Here is a 24978-nt window from a genome sequence, read left to right on the forward strand (position 1 = left end):
ATGATGGATGATGACAAGTGGACTTCTTTCCTGGGGGAGATCGAGCGGCGCATCAACCACGAAAGTTTCAGCACGTGGTTCAAGCCGGTGACATTGCAGGCCTGCCAGGGTGACACCATCTACCTCCGGGTTCCCAACCGAAGCTATGAGGACTGGATTACAGAGACTTACCACGAGTATGTCGAAGAAGCCCTGAAGGCGGTTGGATGCAGCGGGGCGCGCCTGGTGTTTGTTTACACAGAGTCGCCCGAACCCAAGTCTGCCAACAACGGGTTGCTTGACGATGATCATCCCAAGTCAGGCAAAGATGCCTTCTCCTTTGGTGTCTTCGACAGCGACCTCTCCGAGGGTTTGGCCGGCACCCGCATCGTTGACCTCGAACCGCTCGAACTCCCGCTCAACCCAAAATATACCTTTGAAACTTTCGTCGTCGGTTCGTGCAATCAGTTTGCACGGGCCGCTGCCATGGCGGTGGCTGACACGCCAACCCGTACCTACAATCCCCTGTTCATCTACGGGGGCGTCGGTCTTGGCAAGACCCATCTGATGCATGCCATTGGCCACGCCATCCGCAACCGGGACCGCCACATGCGGTTGGTGTACATCTCCTCGGAAAAGTTCATGAACGAACTCATCAACGCCATCCGGTACGACAAAGCCCAGGCATTCCGCGAGAAGTACCGGAGCATTGACGTGCTGTTGATTGACGACATTCAGTTCATTGCCGGCAAAGAACGCACCCAGGAAGAGTTCTTTCACACCTTCAACGCCCTCTACGACGCCCAGAAGCAGATTGTCATTTCCAGCGACTGCCCGCCACGTGAAATCCCTACGCTGGAAGAACGCCTCCACTCCCGTTTTGAGTGGGGACTCATTGCTGACCTTCAGCCACCTGACCTGGAGACCAAGGTCGCCATTCTGAAACGCAAGGCTGATCTGGAGAAAATTGACCTCAGCGACAATGTCGCGCTGTTCATCGCGGGAAAAATCAAGTCCAACATTCGTGAACTGGAAGGGTCACTCATCCGGCTGGTGGCTTACGCCTCGCTCAGGCACCGCCCGATTGATATCGAGCTGTGCAAAGAGGTTCTCAACATCGAGGAAGAAGAACGGCCCATCACCATCGAGATGATCCAGCGGGTGGTCAGCGACCACTACGGGCTACGGGTGGCTGACCTCAAATCCAAGAACAACTCACGCAATATCGCGGTGCCACGGCAAGTCGCCATGTACTTGTGCAAGCAGCTCACCAACCACAGCCTGCCTGAAATCGGACGCCACTTCGGCAACAAGCACCATACAACCGTGCTCCACAGTTGCGAGAAGATTTCCCGCCTCTACCAGACCCAAAACGATTTCCACAGGCTCATCAACAACCTAATTAGTTCATTGAAATAGACTTAGGGCAGTTTTCCACAGATCTGTGGAAAACTGCCTGTGGATGACCTGTGGAACCTGTGGAAAACTCTGCCCACCTCCCGAAGTTTTCCACAGGTTCCACAGGAAAGGGCTTTTTTTCCACAGCTTTTTCCACAGCCAAATTCAAGCCTAAGTGTTCTAAAATCAACATCTTGTAATTTTTTTCCACATTTCCACAGGCCCTACTAGGACTACTAGATCATGATCCATGTGGATATTTTATGAGTTGTAGTAAAAAGACGCCCGCCCGGAATCAGCGGTACGCAGCGGTTCGGGCAGCCCGCTCAAGGCAAATCTGGGCCTTCAAACCGGGAAAGACCGTTGCCCAAATCGGCAGCACCTGCTGGGCGCACCACACTTCCAGGCTGATGTCCGTGTTGTCCACGGGAATGGGCACAATCTGCAGGCTCTGGTCCTGCATCTCCACAATGACTTCCTTGACTTTGCCGCCGTGGCGACGGTCAAGGGCATCGGCGAGGCGCAGGATGGGAATCAGCCTGGTGACGGTTTCCTGATGGACCGGCAGAAGGCGGGTGAAGTCTTCGTGCTTGCGTTTTGGAAGTGAGCCACGGTGGTAGCGCGCCAGATTGGCAATGATGGCTATCTCGTGTGGATGGAAGCCGGGAAGCTCGGCGTGACGAATGAGGTACATCGCATGTTTGTGATGGCTTGTGTGTGCGATGTGGTAGCCAATATCGTGCAGCAGCGCCGCGTAGCGAAGCCATTCCCGTTCACGCATGCCCAATCCGTGGAGGGGCAGGGTCTGGTCGAAAATCTGCTCAGCAAGCCTGGCGGTGTGGTGGGCGTGGCCGGCTTCGTAGGCATACCGGCGGGCAACGGAGAGAATACTGCGCTCCCGGATGTCCCCGGCTGACAGGGGCGTATGGGAAAGCGACCAGCCCTGTTCACGCAGGTAGTTGATGACCACCCCTTCCCGCAGCGACCACTCACAGGTGGTCAGATGCTGAATACCCAGTTCCCGGAAGATGGTCTCCAGCAGGATGCCGCCGGCAACGATGATGTCAGCCCGGCGACTGTCCACACCGGGAAGTTTGCGTCGCGCTTTATGCGGCATCCGTTGCAGACGGCGGTTGAGGGCTTGCAGCTCCGCGTAGGTCAGTTCTGATGCAAAGGATGTAAATGCGACCTTCTTGGGCGCTGGGGCCTTTGTTTCCAGGGAGCGTGTATCGGGCTTGGCAGCGGCAAGGGCGAGGATGGTTCCAGAGGTTCCGACGACCCGCTGAAAACCTCCGGCCTCCTGGATTTCACGCACCGTCCGGGCAAGGCCGCTCTGAATGTAGGTGGTGAGGGCTTCAATTTCAGCGCGCGAAGGTGGGTCCTGCCGGCTCAGAAACTGCTCCTGAAGACGGACTGCGCCCAGCTTGACCGAGGCCAGATAGGCTGGCGTCTGGCCGTCCGTCAGAATGAACTCGGTGCTTCCGCCCCCGACATCAATGATGAGTCCGCGTTCACCCTGGAAATCGGTAACTTCAGCGACCGCCAAGGCAATGAGCCGGGCCTCTTCGACGCCGGGAAGAATCTCAACTTTCAGCCCGATTTCCTGTTCGACACGCTGGAGGAAAACCTCCCGGTTCCAGGCTTCCCGGATGGCGCTCGTCGCCACCACCAGCACGGCTGTCACGTCGTGCGCGTGCGCCAGGTCGGTGAAACGACGAAGGGTAGCGACGGCGGCTTTGATTTTTTCGTCCGTCAGGTGGTGGGTTTCGGTGAGACCAGCGGCCAGGCGTACGGTGTCTTTCTCCCGTTCAATGATACGCAGTCTTTCTCCCGGACGGGCTTCAGCAATGATGAGATGGATCGAGTTTGAGCCAACGTCTATCGCCGCAACGCGGTGAAGTGCTGAACCCGGCCTGGGTGAGATGCTTTGACGGGGAGCCGCAGGCAATGGTGAGTCCCGGGAACGTAGGGTGATTTCAGGCAGAGACCGGTAGGGAAGGGCCAACTACGACAACCAACACTGGCGAGGCTAGCAAAAAATTGACCGCACCTCAAGTAACTGACACGCCATGAAGACAGTGCGAAAGTGGGGGCAACGTCAATGAACTTCGGTTTGGCACTCCCGCTGCAGCCATCCTGCTGGGAAGGATGGCGGGGTGGGAGACGCCAGCCCACCACTTTCGCCTTACGGAGGATATTACCTGAATGTCGTCCCCAAGACACACCTTTGAGCGACGATTGGCTTGCTGTTGTTTTGCGCCTCTTATGGCGCTGGCCTTTGTTCATCCCACTGCCATTGCCCAGTCCAAGTCACCAGCAAAGCCGGCTGTCAGTCAGCCCGCTGTCACGCCAGAGGAAAAGACGCCCAAAAGCACACCGGCGCTGACAAATGAGCAACTTCAGGCCGACCCCGAAGCCGCCCTCAAGGTACTGCTCGAAGGCAATCGCCGCTTTGCCGCCGGCGAAACCATCCATCCCCGCCAGGACATTGCGCGGATTCGTGAAACGGCCAAAGGGCAAAAACCCTTTGCCATCATCATCGGCTGCTCTGATTCCCGGGTGCCCAACGAAATTGTCTTTGACCAGGGACTGGGCGACCTGTTCATCGTTCGGACCGCCGGCCAGGTTTCGACCTATTCTTCGTGGGGAAGTATCGAATTTGCCGAGGAAGTGCTTGGCGCAAAGCTCATCTTTGTGCTGGGACACACGAAATGCGGCGCGGTGCAGGCGGCGGTCCGGCTCCCGGAAGTACCAGGGCACATTGTGACCCTCATCAACGACATCAAGCCTGCTGCCCAGCGGGTCAAGGGCCAGCCCGGCGATGAAGTCGAAAACGCCGTCCGGGAAAACGTCCGCATGCAGGTCGAAAAGCTCAAAAATCTTGAGCCGGTTCTGGCCAAGCGGTTTCGTGAGGGCAAGCTCAAGATCGTCGGCGGCGTCTATGACATTGGCACCGGTCTCATCACGCTCGTCGAGTAGTGCATCCACCAGGCTGGCATAGCGCTGCTGTGCCAGCCGACCACCAGCCACACACCCACGCACGAGAGGAAAACCATGAACGCTACCCAAGCGATGTTCTTGAGCTTGTTGTCGCCAATGGTGCTCGCTTTCATCCTTGGCGTCATTGCCACCCGCGTCAAAAGCGACCTGAAATTTCCCGAAGACCTCTACACAGCGCTGACGATTTACCTTCTCGTCGCCATCGGTCTCAAGGGCGGCTACAAGCTTTCCATCAGTCACCTGAGCGACTTCTGGCGACCGGGCCTGGCAACGATTGCGCTGGGAGTCATTATTCCGATAGTGAGTTATTACATCCTGCGGCAGCTAGGAAAGTTCAACGTCTGGAACGCGGCGGCCATCGCAGCCCACTATGGCTCGGTGTCCGCTGTGACCTTTGGCGAGGCCATTGCCTTCCACGACACGCTCAAGGAAGAAGCCTTGCGGGCCGCCATCGAGGCCGGTGCTGTTGCTGCCGGGACAGCGGCCGATGCTCCGGCGGCCCTGGCGGTCTATCAGGCGCAGGGACTCAACTACGAAGGGTTCATGCCTTCGCTGTTAACCATCATGGAAGTTCCGGCCATTCTGGTGGCCATCATCATCGCCCGCCTGCAGAGTCGTGAGGATTCGCTGGACGCCGGGGAAGGCGGGACGATGGGCGAGGTTCTGCGGGAGTTGCTGGCCGGGAAAAGCACCCTGCTGCTCATCGGGTTTCTCATCGTTGGTTACGTTTCGGGGAAGCGTGGCTGGGACCAGGTGGCCCCGTGGTTTGACACGCCATTCCGGGGCGTCCTGACCTTGTTCCTGCTTGAAGCCGGTCTCGTGACCGGGCGGCGTCTGGAAGACCTGAAGAAAGTCGGTCCATTTCTCGTCGTCTTTGGCATTCTGATGCCCATTGTCAGTGCCGTGGCAGGCATCTTTGCCGGTCAGCTTGCCGGAATGACCATGGCGGGGGCGACCGTCCTGGGCGTTCTGGCGGCCAGCGCCTCATACATTGCCGCACCAGCGGCCTGCCGCGTCGCACTGCCGAAAGCCAGCCCGACCTACTACCTCACGGCCTCCCTGGCCATCACCTTTCCGTTCAACATTATTGTCGGGCTGCCGCTGTACCACTTCATTGCCACCAGGGTCTATGGGCTGTAGGTCTGAAAAGGAGGACACCGATGAAAACATCTGAGATGAAGCTTGTGGTGATTATCACCGAAGATGAGCTGGAGCCACGTCTGACGAAGGAAATCCTGGCATTGGGGGCGCGTGGCTATACGGCCAGCCGGGTGCGCGGCGAGGGCTGGCACGGCGCGCGGAAGAGCGAGTGGGAAGGGGAGAACGTCCGGATTGAGACCATCGTGCCGGAGCCCATTGCCAACAGCATTCTGGCGCACATCGCCGATCGCTACCTGCCACACTATGCCACCGTGGTTTACATGCAGACCGTAAGCATCCTGCGCGTTGAAAAGTTCACATAGCGTGACACTCTGGTCGTGACCCGCCAGCGTCTGGAGAGGTTGCCTTCACAGCCTGGTGCCAGGAATTTCTGTGCAGCTTTTGACTTGCTTTCCAACTGAAACTAGAATGTTGACAAGCCAAAAACGAGGCGGCTTTTCACATTCCTGACCGTTTATTCAGTTCACAGAAAGCAGTCGCATGGCATCCAATGATCTCCGGAGCAGTTCCTCCGGATCGCATCTCGCTCATGCTCCATCAAACCGTGGCCGGGTAGCGATCTTCATTGATGGCAATAACCTGTTTCACGCCGCGCGGTCGGCTGGCGTCGAAATAGACTACGCCAAGCTCCTGGCCTACCTCCGGGGGGAGGACCCGCTGCTGCGGGCCTTCTTTTATACCGGAGTGGACCAGCAGGCGGAGCGCCAGCAGGGGTTTCTGCTCTGGATGCGCCGCAACGGCTACCGTGTCGTACAGAAAGAACTCAAAACCTTCCCGGATGGCACCAAGAAAGCCAACCTCGATGTCGAAATTGCCGTGGACATGCTGTCACTGGCCGACAAGTACGACACGGCTATCCTCGTCAGCGGGGATGAAGACTTTACGTACGCCCTCAATGTCATTGCCTACAAAGGAGTACGGGTTGAGGTGGCTGGCTTCCGCGCCAACACCTCACCGCGCCTGATTGATGTTGCCGACCGCTTTCACGAACTGGACGGCATCGTGGCTGACATCAGCAAGTCTCCAAGCAAGCGGGACTCACAACAGACAGAAGCTCTGCGTCCAAGTGGAGAGTGGTCACTTTCGCCGGATCGCCCGGCTGAGAAACCCGAATTGAGTGAAGCCGCTGCCTCTCCGGCAGAAACCGGCAGCGTTGAAATGCTTGATGAACAACCCAGTCAGCCACCGGTTCCAAGGGGCACGGGCGAACTTGTCGGAAAACCCGCCCAGCCGACGGAAACGGCACCAGCGGGAACAGCACCCCCGGAAACAGTGCCGGCGGCTGTCGAACCACCGCCTGTCACCGTGGACAATATCGTTGTGGGGGCGCTCCAGTCCGGCGAGCATCCCGTTGTGATGGCTGACGAGGCATGGGCAGCATCGGAACTGCCAACCGAAATGATACCCAGTCCTGCCCTGGAACCGTCTGCCTTTACACCTTCAACGGAACTGCCTGAAGCCGATGCGTCGGAATCCGGCACTGAGGGCGATATGCCCGGCGGTGGCGTGCCAGGGACCGGGCAAAGCCCGGAGGTCGGGCACCACTGAACGGCGGCCGGCCTCGGGGTTATGACAGCCAAAGGCCCTACGGCAGGTTTCCCGTCAACACAAATGGCCCAAGGTGCGGCCCGGGCTGATTGAGACAGGTTTCAAGCGCCAGCCTGAGCAGCGGACGGAGGTCCTCCGGCGGCAGCACGGCATCGCAGAAACCGCGCGCTGCCGCAAACCGGGCATCGAGCTGCGCTTCGTAGGTGGCCCGAACCGCATCCATTTCCGCCTGCAAGTCCGCGTCCGGCGATTTTCCTTCCGCCTTGAGCCGTTCCAGTTGGGCTGAAAACAGCGCCATGACGGCCGATTCACCTTCCATGACGCCCATGCGTCCGGTGGGCAGCGAGAAGATGAAGTTCGGATCGAAACCCTGTCCGGCCATGGCGTAGTAACCGGCGCCCGACGCATGGTTGACCGTCAGCACCAGCTTGGGCACGGTGGCTGTCGCCATGGCTTCAACGAAGTGAGCGCCGGCGCGGATGATGCCGGACTGCTCGGCTTCGACGCCCACCATAAAGCCTGACACATCCTGCACGAAAAGCAGGGGCAGGCGGTGCCGGTTGCAGGTTTCGATGAAGTAGGCCACCTTCTCGGCACTCTCCCGATAGACAATGCCGCCAAAGCGCGGCGGCCGGTCGCCGGTGGACTTGATGAGGCCCCGCCGGTTGGCAATCAACCCAACCGGGATGCCTTCGACCCGCGCGTGGGCGCAAATCATTTCACGGGCGTAATCGGCCTGAAACTCGTCGAAGGAATCAGCATCCAGCAGGGTGTCGAGCAGGGCTTCAACATCGTAGGGAAGCCGGTGATCAGCCGGCAGGATGCGGTATGCCTCCCGTGGGTCACGCCGGGGAGGCCGCGCTGGTGTAACCGAAACGGCACGGGGCGGCGGTGGCGGCAGCTCCGCCACCAACCGCCGGAGCCGCGCCAGACAGGCCGCATCATCCGGCTCGCGGTAATGCGCCACGCCGGAAACTGTCGTGTGCATCCGCGCACCGCCTAACGCTTCCGGGTCCGAGGTCTGCCCCGTCGCTCCGCGCACGAGGTTGACCCCGCCAAGGCCCATGAAACTCGTGCCTTCAACCATGACGATGACATCCGACAGCGCCGGCAGATAGGCGCCGCCGGCAATGCACTGCCCCATCACGGCAGCCAGTTGTGGTATGCGCAGATGCCGGCGCATCAGCGAGTTGTAGTAAAACAGCCGGGCCGCGCCATACTGTCCGGGAAACACGCCTCCCTGATAGGGCAGGTTGACGCCGGCCGAATCCACCAGATAGACAATCGGCACGCGGCAGCGCATGGCCACTTCCTGGGCCCGCAGCATCTTCGTAATGGTTTCGGGAAACCAGGCGCCGGCCTTTACCGTGGGGTCATTCGCCACAACCACGATTTCGCGCCCGTGGCAGCGTCCGATGCCCGTCACCACACCGGCCGCCGGCGCCTGCCCGTCATACCGGTCATAGGCCACGAGCAGGCCAATTTCGAGGAAGGGGGAACCGGGATCGAGCAGCCCGGCAATGCGTTCGCGGGCCGTCAGCTTCCCCTGGGCATGGAGGCGCTCGATTTTGGCTTCACCGCCGCCCAGCCGGAGCCGGGCTTCGAGTTCCCGCAGTTCGGCCGTCAGGTGTTCCAGACTCTGCGGCATCGTGGTTTTCAGCGGCACTCGCCCGCAATTTCGTGGTAGCGGTCGTGGAGTTTGTTGAGCGCCTGTTTGATCTCCCCGTCGCCGGCCTGGCGGGCCACAAGCTGGGCCACTTCAGCGGCCTCCCGTTCGAGCTTCGTCAGCAGGGGACGGAGTGCTGCTGCATCGTAGCCTTTGGGCGGTCGGGAGCGCGCCCACAGCCGGGCCTTGCGGGCCATTTCGGCTGCCCGTTTGCGTACCGGGCCAAAGTCGCCATCTTCCATCGGGTGAAACGTTCCGGCCAGGACGGAGTGAAACTCCTCCTGGGCTTTCCACGGGGCTTTGGGCTTGGGAGCGACGCCGGTCGTGGGTTCCTGCACCACGGCAGGCCCGACCGCCGTATGCCCGGCGGACATCTGTCCACTGATACCGAACGCCAGAACCAGCGCGGTGAAACCGGTTGCAAAGGATTTGGTACGAATCATTCCTGGTGAGACTCCATGAGAAATCACCCGCCCGGGCTGGTTGCCTGGCGGGAAAGGTAGTTGAAAAACTGCTCGCGCCACGGGCTTTCCTGAAAGCATCCCCGCATGACGGTGCTTTCCACAAAGCCGTCAGCGCGAACGCCGCGCATTTCCATGCACATCTGACGTGCAACCAGGCAGACGGCAACCCCTTGGGGATGACAGACCCGCTCGATGGCGGTAGCGACATCCATGGCCAGACGTTCCTGAAGTTGCGGCCGGCGTGCCGCATGCTCAAGCAGTTTGGCTGGCGCGCCAATGCCCATCGCCAGCGCGGCGGGGACGTAAGCCACGTAAGCTGCGCCGAAAAACGGCGTCAGATGGTGGGCGCACATCGAATGGAACGACATCCTGCCAACGGCAATGAACTGACCGGACAGCTCGGCGGCCGGAAAGGTTGAAACCACCGGCGGTGGCTGGTCTGCAATGAAGGGTGCAAAAAACTCCGCCCAGAACTCCGCAACGTTTTCCGCCGTGCGCTCCAGATGGGTATCACGGTCTGCGGTCAGCCGCAGCGCCTCCAGCATGCGTTGCAGGGCGCGGGCTGCCGTCAGCAGTTCCATTCCATCGTTGCTCTCTGGCTTGGTTTGCTCGTCGTGCTTCGGCATGCTATTCCCACAATCGTGACAAGGCTCACGCTATCACAAGTTTGTCCCGTGATGCTCCCAACGATATTGAAACAACCATGACGAATCACGTGCGGATTGCTGATTTTGCCGCCAACCTTGGGCAGACCATCACCATCAGGGGTTGGCTTTATAACGCCCGTTCGAGCGGAAAACTGCTGTTTCTCGAAATCCGTGACGGTTCCGGCATCGTGCAGGGGATCGTGGCCAAAAATGCCGTTTCCGAAGAAGTCTGGAACCGGGCGGCGGCGTTGACCCAGGAATCCTCCATCATTGTCACCGGAACACCCCGTGAACACCCCAAGCGGCCCGGTGTGTACGAACTCGACGTACACGACCTCACCATCGTCCAACTGGCGCAGGATTATCCCATCACGCCCAAGGAACACGGCATCGAGTTTCTGATGGACCACCGCCACCTGTGGCTGCGCTCGAAACGGCAGCACGCCATCCTGCGCGTCCGGCACGAAGTTGTCCGCGCGGTCCGCGACTTTCTCGACAACGATGGCTTCATTCTGGCCGACACCCCCATCCTGACGCCGGCGGCCTGTGAAGGCACCACGACCCTGTTCGAGCTGGATTACTTTGACGACGGCAAAGCCTACCTTACGCAGTCAGGGCAGCTTTACAACGAGGCCACCGCCGCCGCCTTCGGCAAGGTCTATTGCTTCGGCCCGACGTTTCGCGCCGAAAAGTCCAAGACCCGCCGCCACCTGACGGAGTTCTGGATGGTTGAACCGGAAGTCGCCTACGCAACGCTGGAAGACATGATGGTGCTGGCCGAACGTTTCCTGAGCTTCATCGTGGCGCGTGTCCTGGAGCGCCGCCGGGAAGAACTCAAGCTGCTCGAACGCGATACAGGCAAGCTGGAAGCCGTCACCGCACCGTTTCCACGTCTGCCCTACGATGAAGCCGTGCGGATGCTTCACGAGGCGCATCTGGCCGGCAAGCTCGAACACGATTTTGTCTGGGGAGGCGATTTCGGCGCACCGGATGAGACCTATCTGGCGCAGCAGTTTGACCGCCCGGTGATCGTTCATCGCTATCCGGCGCAGGTCAAGGCGTTTTACATGGAGGAAGACCCGGAGCGCCCGGAACTGGCACTGTGCATGGACGTGCTCGCCCCGGAGGGCTACGGGGAAATCATCGGCGGCGGCCAACGCATGCAATCCTGCGACCGGCTTGCGCACCGTATCGCCGAGCACAACCTGCCCCGCGAGGCTTTTGAGTGGTATCTTGATCTGCGCCGGTACGGCACGGTGCCCCACGCCGGCTTTGGCATGGGCATCGAGCGGTGCGTCGCCTGGTTGTGCGGGCTGGAACACGTCCGCGAAACGATTCCTTTTCCACGCATGCTGTACCGGCTGCGACCCTGAAGCCCCGAAGAAACACAGAAAGGTGCGGCGAGACCCACGATGCGGCCGAGAATGACATCACTCTGGTTGGCGCTCTTTCTGGTGGGTTGGCTGCCGGGCGCCTTGGTTGCCCAGTCACCCACCAGTCCAACACCAACCAGCCCGACGCAGGCTTCTGCGCTGACGCCAACCGACACCGTCCAGACGTTTTACCGCCTGCTGCGGGAACAGCGGTTTACCGAGGCTTTCCAACTGCACGTCTGCGGCCCGGCCGTTGAAAAAATGACGCCCCAGCAGTTGGCCGAACTGGAGCCCGAATTTCTGAAGCTGATTGGGGGGATTCCCGAAAAGCTCACGACGAGCGGCGAAACCGTCACCGGGGACGACGCCACGGTGTTTGTCGTCGTGCCGGCCGACGCCACGCCGGGCAGCCAGCCGGCACGAACCACAACGGCCCCGGTGGGACTCATTCGCAGCAACGGCCGCTGGCTCATCGGCGACCGTGAGACCCAGGCGCTGGCCCTGGCCCACGGCGGAAACTTCTTCAAGCTGAGCGAGGAAGGCGTTTTCGTCAAAATGACCCAGAACGAAGACGCCATGGCGCGCCTGGTGACGCAGTTGGTGGAAATCGAGCAGGTATTTGCCCGCAACAACCGGGGGCAGTACGGCACGCTCCCGGAACTCGTCACGCGCCGGGACGAGTTCCGGGAAGACATCGCCCGCCTGCTGGCATCGCTCGAAAGCGGGGAAATCCTCGGACACACGATCACCATCGAGGTAACGCCCGACCGCCGGGACTTTGCCGTCTATGTCGTTCCCAAGCGGCACAACTACGACGGCCGCTACTCGTTTTATGCCGACCGCAGCGGCGTTCGTTACCGCAACTATGGCGGCGCACGCATCGAGAAGGACACGCCCGGCAACAAGACCCTCAACTAAGCGTTCACCGGCTGCCGAACCCAAAGCGATGACCAATCACGACTCCCGCCACATCGAAACTCTGGCTGTTCACGCCGGGCGGACGCCGGACCCGGCAACCGGGGCCGTCATGCCGCCGATTCATCTGGCCACCAACTACGAGCGCGATGCCACCGGAGCCTGCCCCCGTGGGTTTGAATACACCCGTGAAGGCAACCCCAACCGGCAGGCGCTGGAAACCAGTCTGGCGATGCTGGAGGGCGGCGCGGCTGCCGCCTGCTTTGCTTCGGGGAATGCGGCGGCGGCGGCCATCTTTCAGGCGCTGACGCCGGCGCAGCACGTCGTCATCGCGCAGGATACCTACTACGGCACGGCCGTGCTGCTCAAAGACATCTTTGCTGCCTGGGCGCTGGAAGCCACCTTCGTGGATGCAACCGACCCGGAAGCCATTGCGGCTGCCATGCGCCCGCAGACGGCGATGGTCTGGGTTGAAACGCCCTCCAATCCGCTGCTGTCCGTCGTGGACATTGCCCGCGCGGCCGCCATTGCCCATGCGCAGGGCGCGCGTCTGGTGGTGGAAAACACCCTGGGGACGCCCGTCCTTCAGCGGCCGTTCGAGTTTGGCGCGGATTTGGTCGTTCACTCGACGACGAAGTTCCTGGGTGGACACAGTGATGTGCTCGGCGGGGTGGTGGTGACGAACGTTGTGGACGAGTTCTTTCAGCGGCTCCGGCGCATCCAGGTCATTGGCGGCGCGGTGCCGTCACCCTTTGACTGTTGGCTGTTGCAGCGGAGTCTGAAAACCCTTCCCTGCCGGGTTCGGGCGCAGTCCGAAACGGCGCTCAAGGTGGCGCGCTTTCTGGCGACACACAAGCGCGTCGAACGGGTGCTGTATCCGGGACTGCCGGAGCATCCCGGCTACCTGACAGCCAAACAGCAGATGAGCGGTTTTGGGGGCGTGCTGTCGTTCACGCTCAAGGAAGGTGACGCTGCCGCCAGGGCGTTGCCGTCGCGTACGCGCATTTTCACCCACGCCACGAGCATCGGCGGGGTGGAGAGTCTCATTGAGCATCGCGCTTCGGCGGAAGGGCCCGACACCCGCGCGCCGCAAAATCTGGTTCGCCTGTCCATCGGGCTGGAGCATCCCGACGATCTCATTGCCGACCTGGCGCAGGCGTTGGGCGATGTGCCACAGCCGGAACCGAAGCCGGTCTTTCCGGGCGGGCGACTGCTCCGATCTCCCGGAAAGCCATAGGCGCAGTCTCCAGGGTACTGGCTTACCGGCTGGTGCCGGCCGTGCGCGCCGCCGCGCGCTCCATGACTTCGGCCTCTTCACAGAGTGAGGGGGACATCTCCGACCCCAGAGCCAGCGGCAGCGCGCCGCCGCTGTCGGCGGCTACCATCGAGATGATTTCTTCCTGAAGCGGCCGCAGGCTGTGCGGGGAGCCGCGCTCCAGAATGGCAAAGAACAGAAGCCCCCGCTTCTGGGTGTACAGAATGCCGGCCAGCGCGCTCGTGGAAGACAGCGTCCCGGTTTTGCCGATGACGGTGCCCATCAGGTCCGGGTTGGTGAAGCGGCGTTGCAGGGTGCCGTTGTCAATCCCGGCTATCGGCAGCAGTTCGCCCAGGGAGATGTTCCGCCTTTCGAGCCAGTTGACGGCATAGCGCATGAGCCTGACCGTCGCGCGGGGCGTGATGGCGTTTTGCCCAAGGCCGGAGGTCGTTTGCAGATAGACTTCCTGGGGCGGCAGCTTGACCTTTTCGATAAGGTACTGCCGCACGCCGGCTGCGCCGCCCACCCGCGCGCCGACGATGTGGGTCATTTCGTTGTGACTGTAGGCGTTGATGGATTTGAGAATCTTCAGAAGCGGTGACGAGCGGTACTCCAGCAAGGGGTAACGGGGCGTCGTGTGGTCATCGGCAATGGCCGTGCCGGGCGAGATTGTAATGCCGTGATAGACCGGCATCTGACCGAACGCCTTGACGCCACGCACCGCGTTCCAGACCGCTTCGGTTTTGGGCGTCCAGCGGCTCCGGTCAAGGGTGGTGAGAATTTCACTCCCAATAACCGCCGGCTGTGAGCGCAGATTGAGCAGCATGCCGGACCCAATCCGAAGGTTGCCCTGGATGTTGCGAATACCCATCTCGTAAAGCTTCTCGCCGATGAGAAACAGGCTTTCCGTCACGAAGGACGGGTCCTGTTCGCCGCTGAACACCAGGTCGCCCATGAGCGTCCCGGTGGACCAGTCTATCGCGCCGGTGTAGCTGATGCGGGTCGGATAGCGATAGTTGACTCCCAGGGACTCAAGCGCCGCCATCGAGGTCATGACCTTCGTGACCGACGCCGGGTTGTACATCAGCCCCTCGTTCAGGCTCAGAACCGGTGTGCCATCCAGCGCCTCGAAGTAGATGCCGTGCGGTTGTACCGAACGGGAATGGCTCAGCAGGCGGGCGGTGACGAGGTCAGGCAGCGTGAGGGGAACTGGCGGTGGCTGGACTTCCTCAAGGGGAGCGGCCGGCCCACTGGGGCTGCCGTGGACTTCACTGTGCGCCGCCCGCGCCGCCGGGGACCGGCGAAAGTCGTCGTTCGTGACGACGCGCAGACGCTGTTGCGCCATGAGGGGAAGAGTCAACAAACAGCAGGCGCTCCACAGAGCGAGCGACATCCGAACCAGGTGCTTCATGGTCGAAGGCTTCCTCTCGATGCGTTGGTTAGGTGGTGATGTCCTGGCTGACCCTGGCACAGAGGGAATGATACTACCGCTGTGTGCCGCCGACTGTCATCTCCGAAATTTTGATGGTCGGCAGGCCAACGCCGACCGGTACGCTCTGCCCGTCCTTGCCACAGGTGCCGACGCCGAGATCGAGTTCCATGTCACAGCCAACAGCCGTGACTTTCGTCAGGGCGTCGGGGCCGTGCCCGATGAGCGTGGCATCCTTGACCGGCGCTGTGATGCGGCCATCCTCGATGAGGTACGCTTCACTGGCCGAGAAAACGAACTTGCCGCTGGTGATGTCCACCTGGCCGCCGCCAAACTGTACGGCGTAGAGGCCGCGCCTGACGCTGCGGATGATGTCTTCGGGCGTTTCCGTTCCGGCCAGCATGTAGGTATTTGTCATCCGTGGCATGGGGATGTGCCGGTAGCTTTCCCGCCGCCCATTGCCGGTGCGCGGCACGCCGAGCAGCCGGGCGTTCAGATAGTCGTTGATGTAGCCGCGCAGGATGCCCTTTTCAATGAGCACGGTACAGGAAGTGGGGTGCCCTTCGTCATCCATATTGAGCGAGCCGCGCCGGCCGGGAAGCGTTCCGTCATCCACAATGGTACAGGCGTCACTGGCCACCCGCTGTCCGAGCAGGTCGGAAAAGGCGGAGGTTTTCTTGCGGTTGAAATCGGCTTCCAGCCCGTGCCCGATGGCTTCGTGGAGCAGGATGCCGGGCCAGCCATGCCCCAGGACGACTTCCATGGGGCCGGCGGGCGCTTCCACGGCGTCGAACTGCAACACGGCCAGCCGGACGGCCTCGCGCGCCAGCGCCTCCGGGGCCAGTTCCCCCCCGGTGAACATCCCGAAGCCGCGCCGTCCGCCGCCGCCGGCCCGTCCGGCCCGGAGTTCGCCATCCTGGTCGGCGATGCACACGACGCCAACCCGCGCCAATGGCTGGATGTCGCCGGCCAGAACGCCCTCGCTGGTGGCCACCATGACGACTTTCCACTCGTCGGCCAGACTGGCCTGCACCTTCTGAATACGCCGGTCGGCGGCGTAGCACCGTTCGTCTATGGCTTTGAGCAGCTCGATTTTGCGTTCTATCGGGAGATCGTCGCCGGCATCCGCCTGGGGATAGAGGTCATGGGCGTTGGTTTGCGGCGTTACGGCCACGGGGCCAACGGCCTGGGCCGCCTGGGCAATGCAGGCCGCCGTGCGCGCCGCCTGCCGGATGCTGGCTGGTGAAATGTCGTCGGTGTAGGCATAGCCGGTCTTTTCTCCGGCAATGACGCGCACGCCGACCCCCTGGGCCACCGACCGGTTGGCCGTCTTGATGAGGCGCTCTTCCAGGTTCAGGGCGTTGGTGCGGCAATACTCGAAATACAGGTCGGCGTAGTCCCCACCGGCGGCGAGAGCTTCGCCGAGCAGGGCATCGAGGTCGCCGGTGGTCAGCCCATAGCGATTAAGGAAGAAGGCAATGGCATCCGTGGTCATGCAGGACGGCTCCGGGTTACAGAAGTTGGGACCTCAGCCAAGGAAACGTTCAACGATGGCCGGCGTCGCCTGGAGGGCTTCAGGAAGCCTGGCGGCGTCTTTTCCGCCGGCTTCGGCGTAGTCGGCGCGACCGCCGCCGCCGCCGCCGACAATGGCCGCCAGTTCACGCACGATGTGACCGGCCTTGAGGCGGTTGGTGAGCGCATCAGCCACCCGTACGGCGAGCGAAACCTTTTCCCCACTGCGAATGCCAATGACGACCACGGCCGGCCCCAGCCGGCCCACGAGGTGTTCCGCCAACTGACGGACGCCGGATTTGTCCAGATCGGCGGCTTCAAGCGCCAGCACGCGCACATCGCCTATCGTCCGCGTCTCGTCCAGAGCGGCTTCGGCCCGCTGCCGGGCAAGCTTGAGCCGCAGGTCTTCGATTTCACGCTCGGCCTGGCGGAGGCTGGTCTGGAGTTTCTCGACTTGGGCCGGAATGTCGCCGGTGTCGCCGAGGCGGAACGTGGACGTGAGGCTGGAGAGAATGGCTTCATCGGCCTGAAAACGCTCAAAGGCCGCCTCGCCGGTCACGGCCACGATGCGCCGGACGCCGGCGGCAATCGAGCTTTCACTGATGATTTTGAAAAGCCCGATGTCGCCGGTGGCGGCAACGTGCGTGCCTCCGCACAGTTCCATGGAAAAGCCGGGCACTTCGACGACCCGCACGACATCGCCGTACTTTTCACCGAACAGGGCTACCGCGCCGGCGGCAACGGCGGTGTCGAGCGTCATTTCCCGCTTGGCAAGGGACGCATTGCGCCGAATCTGGGCATTGACGAGCCGTTCTATCTCGGCAATTTCGTCAGCCGACAGGGCCGCGTAGTGGGTAAAGTCAAAGCGCAGTTTGTCCGGCGCGACTTCACTTCCGGCCTGCTTGACGTGCGCGCCGAGCACTTCGCGCAGCGCCGCGTGCAGCAGGTGGGTGGCCGAGTGGTTGAGCATCGTGCGCCGGCGGCGGTCAGCATCCACGGTGGCCGTCACCTGGTCATTGGCGCGCACTTCACCGCGCAGGACCTCCACGCGATGCACGGTGAGACCTGTCACCGGCGCGACGGTATCCGTCACCCGCAGCGTGGCGGCTTCATTTTCGAGCAGTCCCGTGTCGCCGACCTGGCCGCCGGACTCGGCATAAAACGGCGTTTCATCGAGCACGACTTCGCCGGTTTCGCCAGCCCGGAGGACTTCGACCAGCTCGCCCTGCCGGATAACGGCCCGTACGCGCAGGTCAGGCAGGGAGAGATGGTCATACCCGCGAAAAACGGTTGGCCGGCCGTCGAGTGCGGCCTGGTAGGCCGGAGCCACGGCTTTGGCCGCACCGCCTTTCCAGCTTTCACGCGCCCGAATGCGCTCTTCCGCCAGTGCCGCTTCAAAGCCGGCTTCATCCACCCGCAGCCCGCGTTGCTCGGCAATGTAGGCAATCAGGTCAAGGGGCAGACCGTAGGTCTGATAGAGATCGAAGGCATCCGCGCCGGAGACCACGCCCTGTTCGGCGCGCCGGAACGCTTCATCGAGCCGCTTGCGGCCGGCGGCCAGCGTCGTCGAAAACAGCTTTTCTTCCGTGGTGACGACGCGGGCAATGACTTCGGCCTGGGTCTGGAGTTCGGGAAAGGCCGTGGCCATGTGCGCGACCACAAATGCCGTGATGTCGTGCAGGAACAGGTTGTCAATCCCCAGCCGCCGCCCGTGCCAGATGGCGCGGCGCATGATTTTGCGCAGCACGTAGTTGCGTCCCGTGTTGCCGGGATAAATGCCGTCGGCAATGGAGAACGCCGTGGCGCGGGCGTGGTCGGCGATGACCCGCATCGAAATGCCGTCCGGGCTGTCGTAGTGGTAGTCCCTGCCGGCGCGGGCGGCAATCTGTTCGATGATGGGCAGGATGAGGTCGGTGTCGTAGTTGGTCTTCTTGCCCTGCAGAACCGAGGCCAGGCGTTCCAGACCGGCGCCGGTGTCCACGGAGGGCTTGGGCAGCGGTTTCAGCGTGCCGTCGGCGAAACGCTCGAACTGCATGAAGACCAGATTCCAGATTTCGACGGTGGTATCGCCGGGGCCGTTGACGTACTCCGGCCGGTTGTCAGCCGGGTCATCGCCCAGAAAATAGTGGATTTCCGAGCAGGGCCCGCAGGGGCCGGTTTCGCCCATCTGCCAGAAGTTTTCCTTTTTGCCAAAGCGCAGGATGCGGTCGGCGGGCGCGCCGACCTTCTTCCACAGCGCAAAGGCTTCGTCATCGTCCTCGTAAACCGTGAACCAGAGCCGTTCCAGCGGCAGCTTAAACTCCCGCAGGAGCAGCTCCCAGGCGAAGGCAATGGCCTCTTCCTTGAAGTAGTCGCCAAAGGAAAAATTGCCCAGCATTTCAAAAAACGTGTGATGCCGGGCCGTTTTGCCGACTTCATCCAGGTCGTTGTGCTTGCCGCCGGCGCGGATGCACTTCTGGGATGAAGCTGCGCGGGTGTAGTCGCGGGTCTCCCGGCCCGTGAAGACATCCTTGAACTGGTTCATCCCGGCGTTGGTGAACAGCAGGGTGTCATCCGGCGGCAGCACGGGCGAACTTTTCACAATCCGGTGGCCGTGCCGGGCAAAGTAGTCGAGAAAGCGATGGCGGATGTCGTGTCCGGTCAGCATCGGGTCACTCCTGACGGGGCAGGCACAGACAGCTCTGAAATCCGTGTTTCACTTGGCAGAGGAAAACGCCGTCGGGTCGTTTTCGGCCGGGTGGGGCGCACCCTGAAAACGCCGACGGCTACGTGCAGTCAAGCCGGGCTGGTCGCCGGCTGCCAGCCTGCTCACAGGTGCTTTTCGAGCATGCGGGCGATGGTATCCTTCGGATGCGCACCGGTGAGCCGTTCCTGTTCCTGGCCGTTCTTGAACACGATCAGCGTCGGGATGCCGCGAATGCCGAAGCGCGACGAGGTCTGGTTGTTTTCATCCACGTTGAGTTTCCCAATCCGCACCCGTCCGGCGTAGTCGTTGGCGAGGGCTTCGACCGTTGGGGCCAGCATCCGGCAGGGCGCACACCAGGCTGCCCAAAAATCCACAAGCACCGGACGATCCGACTGCAACACTTCGCGCTCGAAGTTGCTGTCCGTGATTTCAATGACGTTACCGCCCATGATAGTTCCTCCAAAAGCTTGAGTTCACCGTTTCTTTGTATCGTCTGAAACACCGGGAACGAACTGACAGGTGATTACTAGCACACGCCTTTCGCCTTGCGCCAATAGCGAATGCTTCCGGCGGCGGGCGGCTTCCGGCGGAACCACCCGACTGAATACTGCCAAATCCGGCTGGAAAAACCTATGCGCCTGTGGGTTGCCAAACACAGCGAGGTGTCACCACGTGAACAGTTGGTGACGCAGTTCGTCTTTGCCATTGCCAGCCAGGAACTCAAACCCGGCGAAAAGCTTCCCAGCACCCGCGAGTTGGCGCGCCGCCTGGGACTGCATCCCAACACCATCAGCGCTGTCTTTCAGGAACTGGCGCGCCGTGGCTGGGTCGAACAGCGGCACGGGAGCGGCGTGTATGTCCGTTCGCTGGTGGGGAACCTGGCCGGCGGCGGCGCGTCCGGCCTTGACCAACTGTTTCTCGCCTTTCTCGATCAGGCGCGCCGGTCCGGCCATTCACTGGCGGCAATCCGGTCGCGCCTTGCCGCGTGGCTCGCCACCGCGCCGCCGGACCACATTCTCGTGCTCGAACCTGACCCGGAGCTGCGCCGGATTCTCATGCACGAGATTCAGCAGGTCGTGTCATGTCCGGTACGCGGCCGGGATTTCGAGAGTGGTCTGGTGCTGGAAGCCTGCCGGCAGGCCGTGCCGGTGGCGCTCTACACCTGGGCCGGCGAGTTGGCGAACCGACTCCCGCCCGGCGTCGCCTGTCTCTGGCTGCGCACCCGGGCCGTGTGGCGGGAAGTCCCGCTCGACATTCTCCGCCGGCCGGAAAATCTGGTGACGGTGGCTTCCGGCTGGCCCGATTTTCTGCGTCTGGCGCGGACCATGTGCGCGGCGGCCGGAGGTGATCTGCTGGCCTGCCACTTCCAGGATACCCGTGAGTCCGGCTGGGAGACGCGCCTGGCCGGAAGCGCCCTGGTCATTGCCGACACCCTGACCGCGCAGCGGATACCACCCGCGCCCAACCTCCGCACCTGGACGGTTCTGGCCGACGAAACCCTTGAGGAGCTGCGGGTTTACACGGAGTGCTTCCCGGCGGACGGCGCGGTTGCCCGTCCCCCTTCGCCCACGTCGCCTTCAAACCCCTGACGCTCACGGACGACATACAGCGGACGGCGCTTGACTTCCTCGTAGATTTTCCCGACGTACTCGCCGACGAGCCCCAGGCTGATCAACTGGACGCCGCCGATGAGCAGCACGGTGACGAGCGTCGAGGTCCAGCCGGGGACCGTCCAGCGCAGGACAAAGAACACATACAGGGCATAGACAATGTAGAGCGCCGCGAAGGCGGCCATGCCAAAGCCCAGCAGCGTCGCCATCCGCAGCGGCCAGACGGAAAAGGAAACCAGCCCGTGAACGGCAAAGCGCAGCATGCGGGTCAGGGAATACTTGCTTTCGCCGGCGAAACGGGCCGGTGCGTCAAACGGAACGGCTGCCGTGCGAAATCCCAACCAGCTTACGAGACCACGGTTGAAGCGGTGGGTTTCACGCATGGCGCAGAAGCTGTTCACGGCCAGGCGGCTCATCAGCCGGAAGTCGGCTGCACCGGGGATGATCGGCGTTCCCGATCCCCAGTTGAGCAGCCGGTAAAACAGCCGGCTCGTGAGCCGCTTGCCGAAGCTGGCGTCGGCGGTTTCGCGGCGGACGGTGTACACGATGTCAGCCCCCTGTTCCCACGCCCGGACGAGTTCCGGGATGAGTTCCGGCGGATGCTGCAGGTCGCTGTCGAGCGTGATGACGGCCGCCCCCCGGGCGGCATCCAGTCCGGCCAACAGGGCTGCCTGGTGCCCGAAGTTGCGGGAAAAGGTCAGCGTCCTGACCCGCGCATCACGGGCGCGCAGACGGGCCAGCACCTGTGGCGTGGCATCGGTTGAGCCATCGTCCACGTAGATGATTTCCACATCATAGGGAAGTGATGCCACAGCCGTTGTGAGTGCTGTGTGAAAGGCTTCCAGCCCCTCGGCTTCGTTGAAGCAGGGCGCGACGATGGAAAGCAGGCGGTCGGGCGTCTGGTAGTTCATGGGCAGTCCTGGGTGAGTTCGGCCTGCCGTTGGGCGATGTCCGCCCGGTCGGGAGCCCGTTGCCGGGCCGCGGCATAGGCGGCCGCCGCTTCCGGGCAAAGGCGCAGGGCGCGCCGCGCCTCCGCCAGAATGAACCAGAGTTGGGCGTCATCCGGCGCCAGCGTGGCCGCGCGCTCCAGATAGGGCCGCGCTTCACGCGGGCGGCCGGTCGCCAGCAGCGCGTAACCGTAGTCGTAACAGGCAAGGCTCTGGTCGAGGGTGGTTTCGTCGCCTTTCAGCCATGGTTCAAGCGTCGTGATGGCGCGTTCAAACTGTCCGGCCTGGCAGTAGGCATTGCCCAGGGCGCGCGCCAGCCGGCCTTCGTGCGGGGCCAGGGCGTAGGCGCGTTCCAGGCAGGCAATGCCGTCGTTCAGGCGTCCCCGGGCCCGCAGGGCATCCGACAGATTGCCCAGGGCAAAGACGTTATCCGGGTGAAAGTGAAGAATCCGGCGGTAGAGCACGAGGTCGTTCTGCCAATAGGGGACGTACTGCGCCGTCAGCCAACCGTACCCTATCAGCACACCGGACATGGGCAGGAGGCTTGCCAGGGCCCTGGCTTGCGGGCTGGTGAGGCGCTCCAGCCACACCATGAAGCACCAACCGAGCAGCAGGGCAAACCCCAGTGTCGGGAGAAAAAGATAGCGGTCGTGGAGAAATTCCTGGGGGCGAAAGTGGCGCAGGTTGAGCGTCGGCAACAGGGGCAGCCCAATCCAGACCAGCAGCGTCAGCGCCAGCGGAGAGCGGCGCAGCGCCCACGCCGCGCCGATGCCCACCCCCAGCAAACCCGCCAGCGGCAACCAGAACAGAGGGTCGGTCGGGCTGGTCACGTACGCGAGTTCGTACTCAAGCCGCAAGCCGACGGGCCACACGAGCAACTGCACGTACGTCCACAGCACGAGCGGAGCCGTCATGGCCACCGTCAGCCACGGGAGGTAGGGCGTCCCTTCAAACACCCCCGGCAGCGCCAGCCGGCGGGCCAGGAAGTATCCGGCAAGGGCGAAGGTCTGCGGCCAGAGGGCATGCAGCGCCGCACTGAAGCGCATCCGCCAGTTTCCGGTCCGCCGGGCCAGATGCAGCAGGAAGACCATCGGCCACCAGAACACGGCAAACTCTTTGGTGAGCAGGGCGGCGGCCAGCGCGCCGGCCGCCAGCCAGTTGCGCCCGCTGGTCAGTCCCCAAGGCCAGCCCCGGTGCCACGTGGCCGGAAGTGATGGGTCTTCGGCGCGGCCAAACCCATGGTGGGGATGCCAGCCCGCGGCCTGAAGGTGAAGGCCGAGTGCCAGCGTGAAAAACACCATCAGCATGGCGTCGGGAAAGGAAGCAATCCAGGCCACGGATTCGACGTGCGTCGGGTGCAGGGCAAAGATGGCGGTCGCCAGGACACGTCCGGGCCCGTTGCCCAGCAGGAATCCGGCGGCCCACCACACTCCGCCGATGGCGGCCAGATACAGCAGCAGGGAAGTCGTATGCCAGCCCCGTGGGTCCTCGCCGAAAAGCGCGTAGTTGGCCGTCATCCAGACCAGGTACAGCGGCCGGTACGAGTTCGTGAGCGCATAGCCGGGCTGCCCGCTCCAGACGTGGTCGGTGAAGGCGCGGCCAATGTAGGCCCACGAGCGGATGTGGAGGTTTTCCTCGATTTGCAGGTGGTCGTCAAAAACCCGTTCGTAGTTGACCGTCGGGGCATACAGCAGGGTGACGGACAGCAGTATCCCCAGCAGCCACCCGAGCTGATGGCTGGTCATGGATGCCGGAAGCCACGATTCGCGCCGCTGCATGGAGCTGTTCCCGGAGAGTGCGCCTGCCGGTTCGGCCGGGGTGGATTGCGTCGTGTGCGTTGGCGCGACTATACTACGCGCTTACCTACCCGTCGCCTGTGGCCAGAGACCTTACCGTAAACGTCACCGGCGCGGCACCTGCCTGCATCGTATCTGAGGACATCGCTTGAAATTCGAAGTCAATCACCTGTCATCGGTCAGAAAGGAACTCACCATCGAGCTTCCGGCCGAGCGTGTCACGCGCAGCTTTAATCGCTTCTCCAACGAGTTTGCCCGCCAGGCGCGCATTCCGGGTTTTCGTCCGGGCAAGGCCCCGGTGTCGCTGGTACGTCAGCGTTTTCAGGCCGACATCCACGAGCGCGTGCTGGCCCAGCTTGGCTCGGAGGCCATCCAGGAAGCCATCCGCGCCTCACAGTTGCAGGTGCTTGGCGAGCCGACCATCCAGGACATCCGCCTTACCGATCAGTTGCCCTTCGTGCTCAAGATTGCCGTGGACGTGTTCCCGGAGTTCACGGTTGGCCCGCTGGAGGGGCTGGAAGGCACGAAGCAGGTCGTCCCGGTGACGGAAGCCGATGTGGAGCGTGTGCTGGAGCAGCTTCGGGACTCCCTGGCGACGGTCACGCCGGTGGAGGATGGGCGTCCCTCCCAGCCGGGCGATCTGGTGACGGTGGCGCTCGCGGGGTACATCCTTGAAGACGGGGCTTCGTCTCCGCCGGAAGGCCGCGCGCCGGACATCACGCTGCGGCGCGAAACGCTGGAAGTCGGCGGCAAGACCACCCGGCGGGAGTTTGACGAGGCGCTGCGCGGAAAGACGGTTGGGGAACAGGTCGTCGTGGAGATTCAGTATCCGCCGGCCGCCCCGGGAAGTACGGCCGAAGCGGCTCCGGCGGCGGAGGGCGTTGGGGACCTCGCCGGCAGGCGCGTCCAGTTTCACCTCACGGTCGAAAGGCTGGTTCAGAAAACACGGCCTCCGCTGGACGATGCGCTGGCCCGGCAGGTCGCCGGGATGGACCTGGCCGCGCTGCGGACGCGGATTCAGTCCGATCTGGAAGCCGACGTGGAGCGACGCGCCCTGGATGCCCTGGACACCCAGTTGCTCGATCAGCTTGTGGCGCGGACGGGGGTGGAAGCCCCGGAATCCCTCGTGACACAGCAGGTCAACCGGCGGCTGGGCGAGTTCGTCGAACGCCTCCAGCAGCAGGGCATTGACCCCCGCAAGGTCAACTACGATTTCCAGAAAATGGGCGAAGCCCTGCGTCCCGGTGCGGAAACCGAGGTCAAACGGGCAATCGTTCTGGAGCAGGTGGCCCGCGAAGCCGACGTGCAGGTGACGGAAGCCGAGGTGGCTGAGTATCTGTCTGAGATGGCGGCGCAGATGGGCGTGGCGCCGGAAGCCCTGCGCGCCCGCTTGACAAGGGAAGACCAGCTCGATAATGTCCGGGCTACGCTGCGAAACCGAAAAGCTTTGGTCATCGTGCGCAGTGCTGCGCGGGTCGAGACGCAGACCGTTTTGCCAGCCGATGCCCCAGCGCCGGAAGAAACGGTTTCATTCCTGTCCGAAAACCAATAGAACCAAGACCAGGCATCTGCGCCCACGTGCAGGTAGCGCG

At 62.6% G+C, this 24978-nt stretch carries 20 protein-coding genes; 10 read left to right on the forward strand and 10 right to left on the reverse strand.

What is annotated here, in order from left to right:
* Positions 1-1398, forward strand: coding sequence for a chromosomal replication initiator protein DnaA (gene dnaA, locus J8C05_RS00005; protein WP_082671188.1), 1398 nt, complete (start codon positions 1-3; stop codon positions 1396-1398).
* Between the two features lie 274 nt (positions 1399-1672).
* On the opposite strand, the gene J8C05_RS00010 is transcribed toward dnaA, so the two are convergent.
* A complete protein-coding gene (locus tag J8C05_RS00010) occupies positions 1673-3325 on the reverse strand; it encodes a Ppx/GppA phosphatase family protein (RefSeq protein ID WP_211422225.1) in 1653 nt (550 codons plus the stop codon).
* Between the two features lie 257 nt (positions 3326-3582).
* On the opposite strand from J8C05_RS00010, the gene J8C05_RS00015 reads away from it, so the two are divergent.
* From J8C05_RS00015 to J8C05_RS15755, 4 genes are all read left to right on the forward strand, one after another.
* On the forward strand, positions 3583-4356 hold the full coding sequence (locus J8C05_RS00015) for a carbonic anhydrase (protein WP_246840702.1): 774 nt from the start codon (positions 3583-3585) through the stop codon (positions 4354-4356).
* Between the two features lie 75 nt (positions 4357-4431).
* The gene (locus tag J8C05_RS00020) at positions 4432-5517 is read left to right on the forward strand and encodes a sodium-dependent bicarbonate transport family permease (protein WP_211422226.1); all 1086 of its coding nucleotides are present in this window, start codon (positions 4432-4434) and stop codon (positions 5515-5517) included.
* Positions 5518-5537: 20 nt separating this feature from the next.
* Positions 5538-5840, forward strand: coding sequence for a P-II family nitrogen regulator (locus J8C05_RS00025; protein WP_211422227.1), 303 nt, complete (start codon positions 5538-5540; stop codon positions 5838-5840).
* A 178-nt stretch (positions 5841-6018) separates the two neighbouring features.
* Positions 6019-7086: an NYN domain-containing protein gene (locus J8C05_RS15755; RefSeq protein WP_211422228.1), complete on the forward strand. Its 1068-nt coding sequence runs from the start codon at positions 6019-6021 to the stop codon at positions 7084-7086.
* 37 nt (positions 7087-7123) lie between these two features.
* Here J8C05_RS15755 and J8C05_RS00035 read toward each other — a convergent pair whose 3' ends face one another.
* From J8C05_RS00035 to folE, 3 genes are read right to left on the reverse strand one after another with little or no spacing between them, the layout of a single operon-like run.
* Entirely contained in the window at positions 7124-8734 is a 1611-nt protein-coding gene (locus J8C05_RS00035; protein ID WP_246840703.1) for an acyl-CoA carboxylase subunit beta, read from the reverse strand.
* An 8-nt stretch (positions 8735-8742) separates the two neighbouring features.
* Complete coding sequence (locus tag J8C05_RS00040) at positions 8743-9195, reverse strand: hypothetical protein (protein WP_211422230.1); 453 nt, start codon at positions 9193-9195, stop codon at positions 8743-8745.
* A gap of 23 nt (positions 9196-9218) precedes the next feature.
* Positions 9219-9842, reverse strand: coding sequence for a GTP cyclohydrolase I (folE, locus tag J8C05_RS00045; protein ID WP_211422231.1), 624 nt, complete (start codon positions 9840-9842; stop codon positions 9219-9221).
* Between the two features lie 77 nt (positions 9843-9919).
* Here folE and asnS point away from each other — a divergent pair, with 77 nt between their 5' ends.
* Genes asnS through J8C05_RS00060 form a run of 3 tightly spaced genes read left to right on the forward strand, consistent with a single transcriptional unit; the run spans position 9920 to position 13388 of the window.
* A complete protein-coding gene (gene asnS / locus J8C05_RS00050; protein WP_211422232.1) occupies positions 9920-11236 on the forward strand; it encodes an asparagine--tRNA ligase in 1317 nt (438 codons plus the stop codon).
* Positions 11237-11287: 51 nt separating this feature from the next.
* Positions 11288-12154 carry a hypothetical protein gene (locus J8C05_RS00055; protein ID WP_211422233.1) on the forward strand — a complete coding sequence of 289 codons (867 nt, stop codon included), beginning with the start codon at positions 11288-11290 and terminating at the stop codon, positions 12152-12154.
* 28 nt (positions 12155-12182) lie between these two features.
* Entirely contained in the window at positions 12183-13388 is a 1206-nt protein-coding gene (locus J8C05_RS00060; RefSeq protein ID WP_211422234.1) for a trans-sulfuration enzyme family protein, read from the forward strand.
* Positions 13389-13410: 22 nt separating this feature from the next.
* On the opposite strand, the gene J8C05_RS00065 is transcribed toward J8C05_RS00060, so the two are convergent.
* From J8C05_RS00065 to trxA, 4 genes are all read right to left on the reverse strand, one after another.
* Complete coding sequence (locus J8C05_RS00065) at positions 13411-14817, reverse strand: D-alanyl-D-alanine carboxypeptidase (RefSeq protein WP_211422235.1); 1407 nt, start codon at positions 14815-14817, stop codon at positions 13411-13413.
* Positions 14818-14890: 73 nt separating this feature from the next.
* Entirely contained in the window at positions 14891-16330 is a 1440-nt protein-coding gene (gene tldD / locus J8C05_RS00070; RefSeq protein ID WP_211422236.1) for a metalloprotease TldD, read from the reverse strand.
* A 33-nt stretch (positions 16331-16363) separates the two neighbouring features.
* On the reverse strand, positions 16364-18994 hold the full coding sequence (gene alaS, locus J8C05_RS00075) for an alanine--tRNA ligase (protein ID WP_211422237.1): 2631 nt from the start codon (positions 18992-18994) through the stop codon (positions 16364-16366).
* A 161-nt stretch (positions 18995-19155) separates the two neighbouring features.
* Entirely contained in the window at positions 19156-19482 is a 327-nt protein-coding gene (gene trxA / locus J8C05_RS00080) for a thioredoxin (protein ID WP_058867849.1), read from the reverse strand.
* Between the two features lie 183 nt (positions 19483-19665).
* Here trxA and J8C05_RS00085 point away from each other — a divergent pair, with 183 nt between their 5' ends.
* Entirely contained in the window at positions 19666-20622 is a 957-nt protein-coding gene (locus J8C05_RS00085) for a GntR family transcriptional regulator (protein WP_211422238.1), read from the forward strand.
* Here the strand turns inward: J8C05_RS00085 and J8C05_RS00090 are convergent.
* Both J8C05_RS00090 and J8C05_RS00095 read right to left on the reverse strand, forming a co-directional pair.
* Entirely contained in the window at positions 20550-21554 is a 1005-nt protein-coding gene (locus J8C05_RS00090; protein WP_211422239.1) for a glycosyltransferase family 2 protein, read from the reverse strand. The genes J8C05_RS00085 and J8C05_RS00090 overlap by 73 nt on opposite strands.
* Positions 21551-23368 carry a tetratricopeptide repeat protein gene (locus J8C05_RS00095; protein WP_211422240.1) on the reverse strand — a complete coding sequence of 606 codons (1818 nt, stop codon included), beginning with the start codon at positions 23366-23368 and terminating at the stop codon, positions 21551-21553. The genes J8C05_RS00090 and J8C05_RS00095 overlap by 4 nt, the downstream gene beginning before the upstream one ends.
* Positions 23369-23534: 166 nt before the next feature.
* On the opposite strand from J8C05_RS00095, the gene tig reads away from it, so the two are divergent.
* Complete coding sequence (gene tig, locus J8C05_RS00100) at positions 23535-24938, forward strand: trigger factor (RefSeq protein WP_211422241.1); 1404 nt, start codon at positions 23535-23537, stop codon at positions 24936-24938.
* Positions 24939-24978: the final 40 nt, after the last annotated feature.

Source organism: Chloracidobacterium sp. N (genome assembly GCF_018304765.1).
Taxonomy (GTDB): domain Bacteria; phylum Acidobacteriota; class Blastocatellia; order Chloracidobacteriales; family Chloracidobacteriaceae; genus Chloracidobacterium; species Chloracidobacterium aggregatum.

Excerpts from the sequence above, each read along its gene's own strand:
- dnaA (WP_082671188.1), top strand. The coding sequence starts at position 1 with ATGATGGATGATGACAAGTGGACTTCTTTCCTGGGGGAGATCGAGCGG.
- J8C05_RS00015 (WP_246840702.1), top strand. The coding sequence starts at position 3,583 with ATGTCGTCCCCAAGACACACCTTTGAGCGACGATTGGCTTGCTGTTGT.
- J8C05_RS00020 (WP_211422226.1), top strand. The coding sequence starts at position 4,432 with ATGAACGCTACCCAAGCGATGTTCTTGAGCTTGTTGTCGCCAATGGTG.
- J8C05_RS00025 (WP_211422227.1), top strand. The coding sequence starts at position 5,538 with ATGAAAACATCTGAGATGAAGCTTGTGGTGATTATCACCGAAGATGAG.
- J8C05_RS15755 (WP_211422228.1), top strand. The coding sequence starts at position 6,019 with ATGGCATCCAATGATCTCCGGAGCAGTTCCTCCGGATCGCATCTCGCT.
- J8C05_RS00035 (WP_246840703.1), bottom strand. The coding sequence starts at position 8,734 with ATGCCGCAGAGTCTGGAACACCTGACGGCCGAACTGCGGGAACTCGAA.
- J8C05_RS00040 (WP_211422230.1), bottom strand. The coding sequence starts at position 9,195 with ATGATTCGTACCAAATCCTTTGCAACCGGTTTCACCGCGCTGGTTCTG.
- folE (WP_211422231.1), bottom strand. The coding sequence starts at position 9,842 with ATGCCGAAGCACGACGAGCAAACCAAGCCAGAGAGCAACGATGGAATG.
- asnS (WP_211422232.1), top strand. The coding sequence starts at position 9,920 with ATGACGAATCACGTGCGGATTGCTGATTTTGCCGCCAACCTTGGGCAG.
- J8C05_RS00055 (WP_211422233.1), top strand. The coding sequence starts at position 11,288 with ATGACATCACTCTGGTTGGCGCTCTTTCTGGTGGGTTGGCTGCCGGGC.
- J8C05_RS00060 (WP_211422234.1), top strand. The coding sequence starts at position 12,183 with ATGACCAATCACGACTCCCGCCACATCGAAACTCTGGCTGTTCACGCC.
- J8C05_RS00065 (WP_211422235.1), bottom strand. The coding sequence starts at position 14,817 with ATGAAGCACCTGGTTCGGATGTCGCTCGCTCTGTGGAGCGCCTGCTGT.
- tldD (WP_211422236.1), bottom strand. The coding sequence starts at position 16,330 with ATGACCACGGATGCCATTGCCTTCTTCCTTAATCGCTATGGGCTGACC.
- alaS (WP_211422237.1), bottom strand. The coding sequence starts at position 18,994 with ATGCTGACCGGACACGACATCCGCCATCGCTTTCTCGACTACTTTGCC.
- trxA (WP_058867849.1), bottom strand. The coding sequence starts at position 19,482 with ATGGGCGGTAACGTCATTGAAATCACGGACAGCAACTTCGAGCGCGAA.
- J8C05_RS00085 (WP_211422238.1), top strand. The coding sequence starts at position 19,666 with ATGCGCCTGTGGGTTGCCAAACACAGCGAGGTGTCACCACGTGAACAG.
- J8C05_RS00090 (WP_211422239.1), bottom strand. The coding sequence starts at position 21,554 with ATGAACTACCAGACGCCCGACCGCCTGCTTTCCATCGTCGCGCCCTGC.
- J8C05_RS00095 (WP_211422240.1), bottom strand. The coding sequence starts at position 23,368 with ATGCAGCGGCGCGAATCGTGGCTTCCGGCATCCATGACCAGCCATCAG.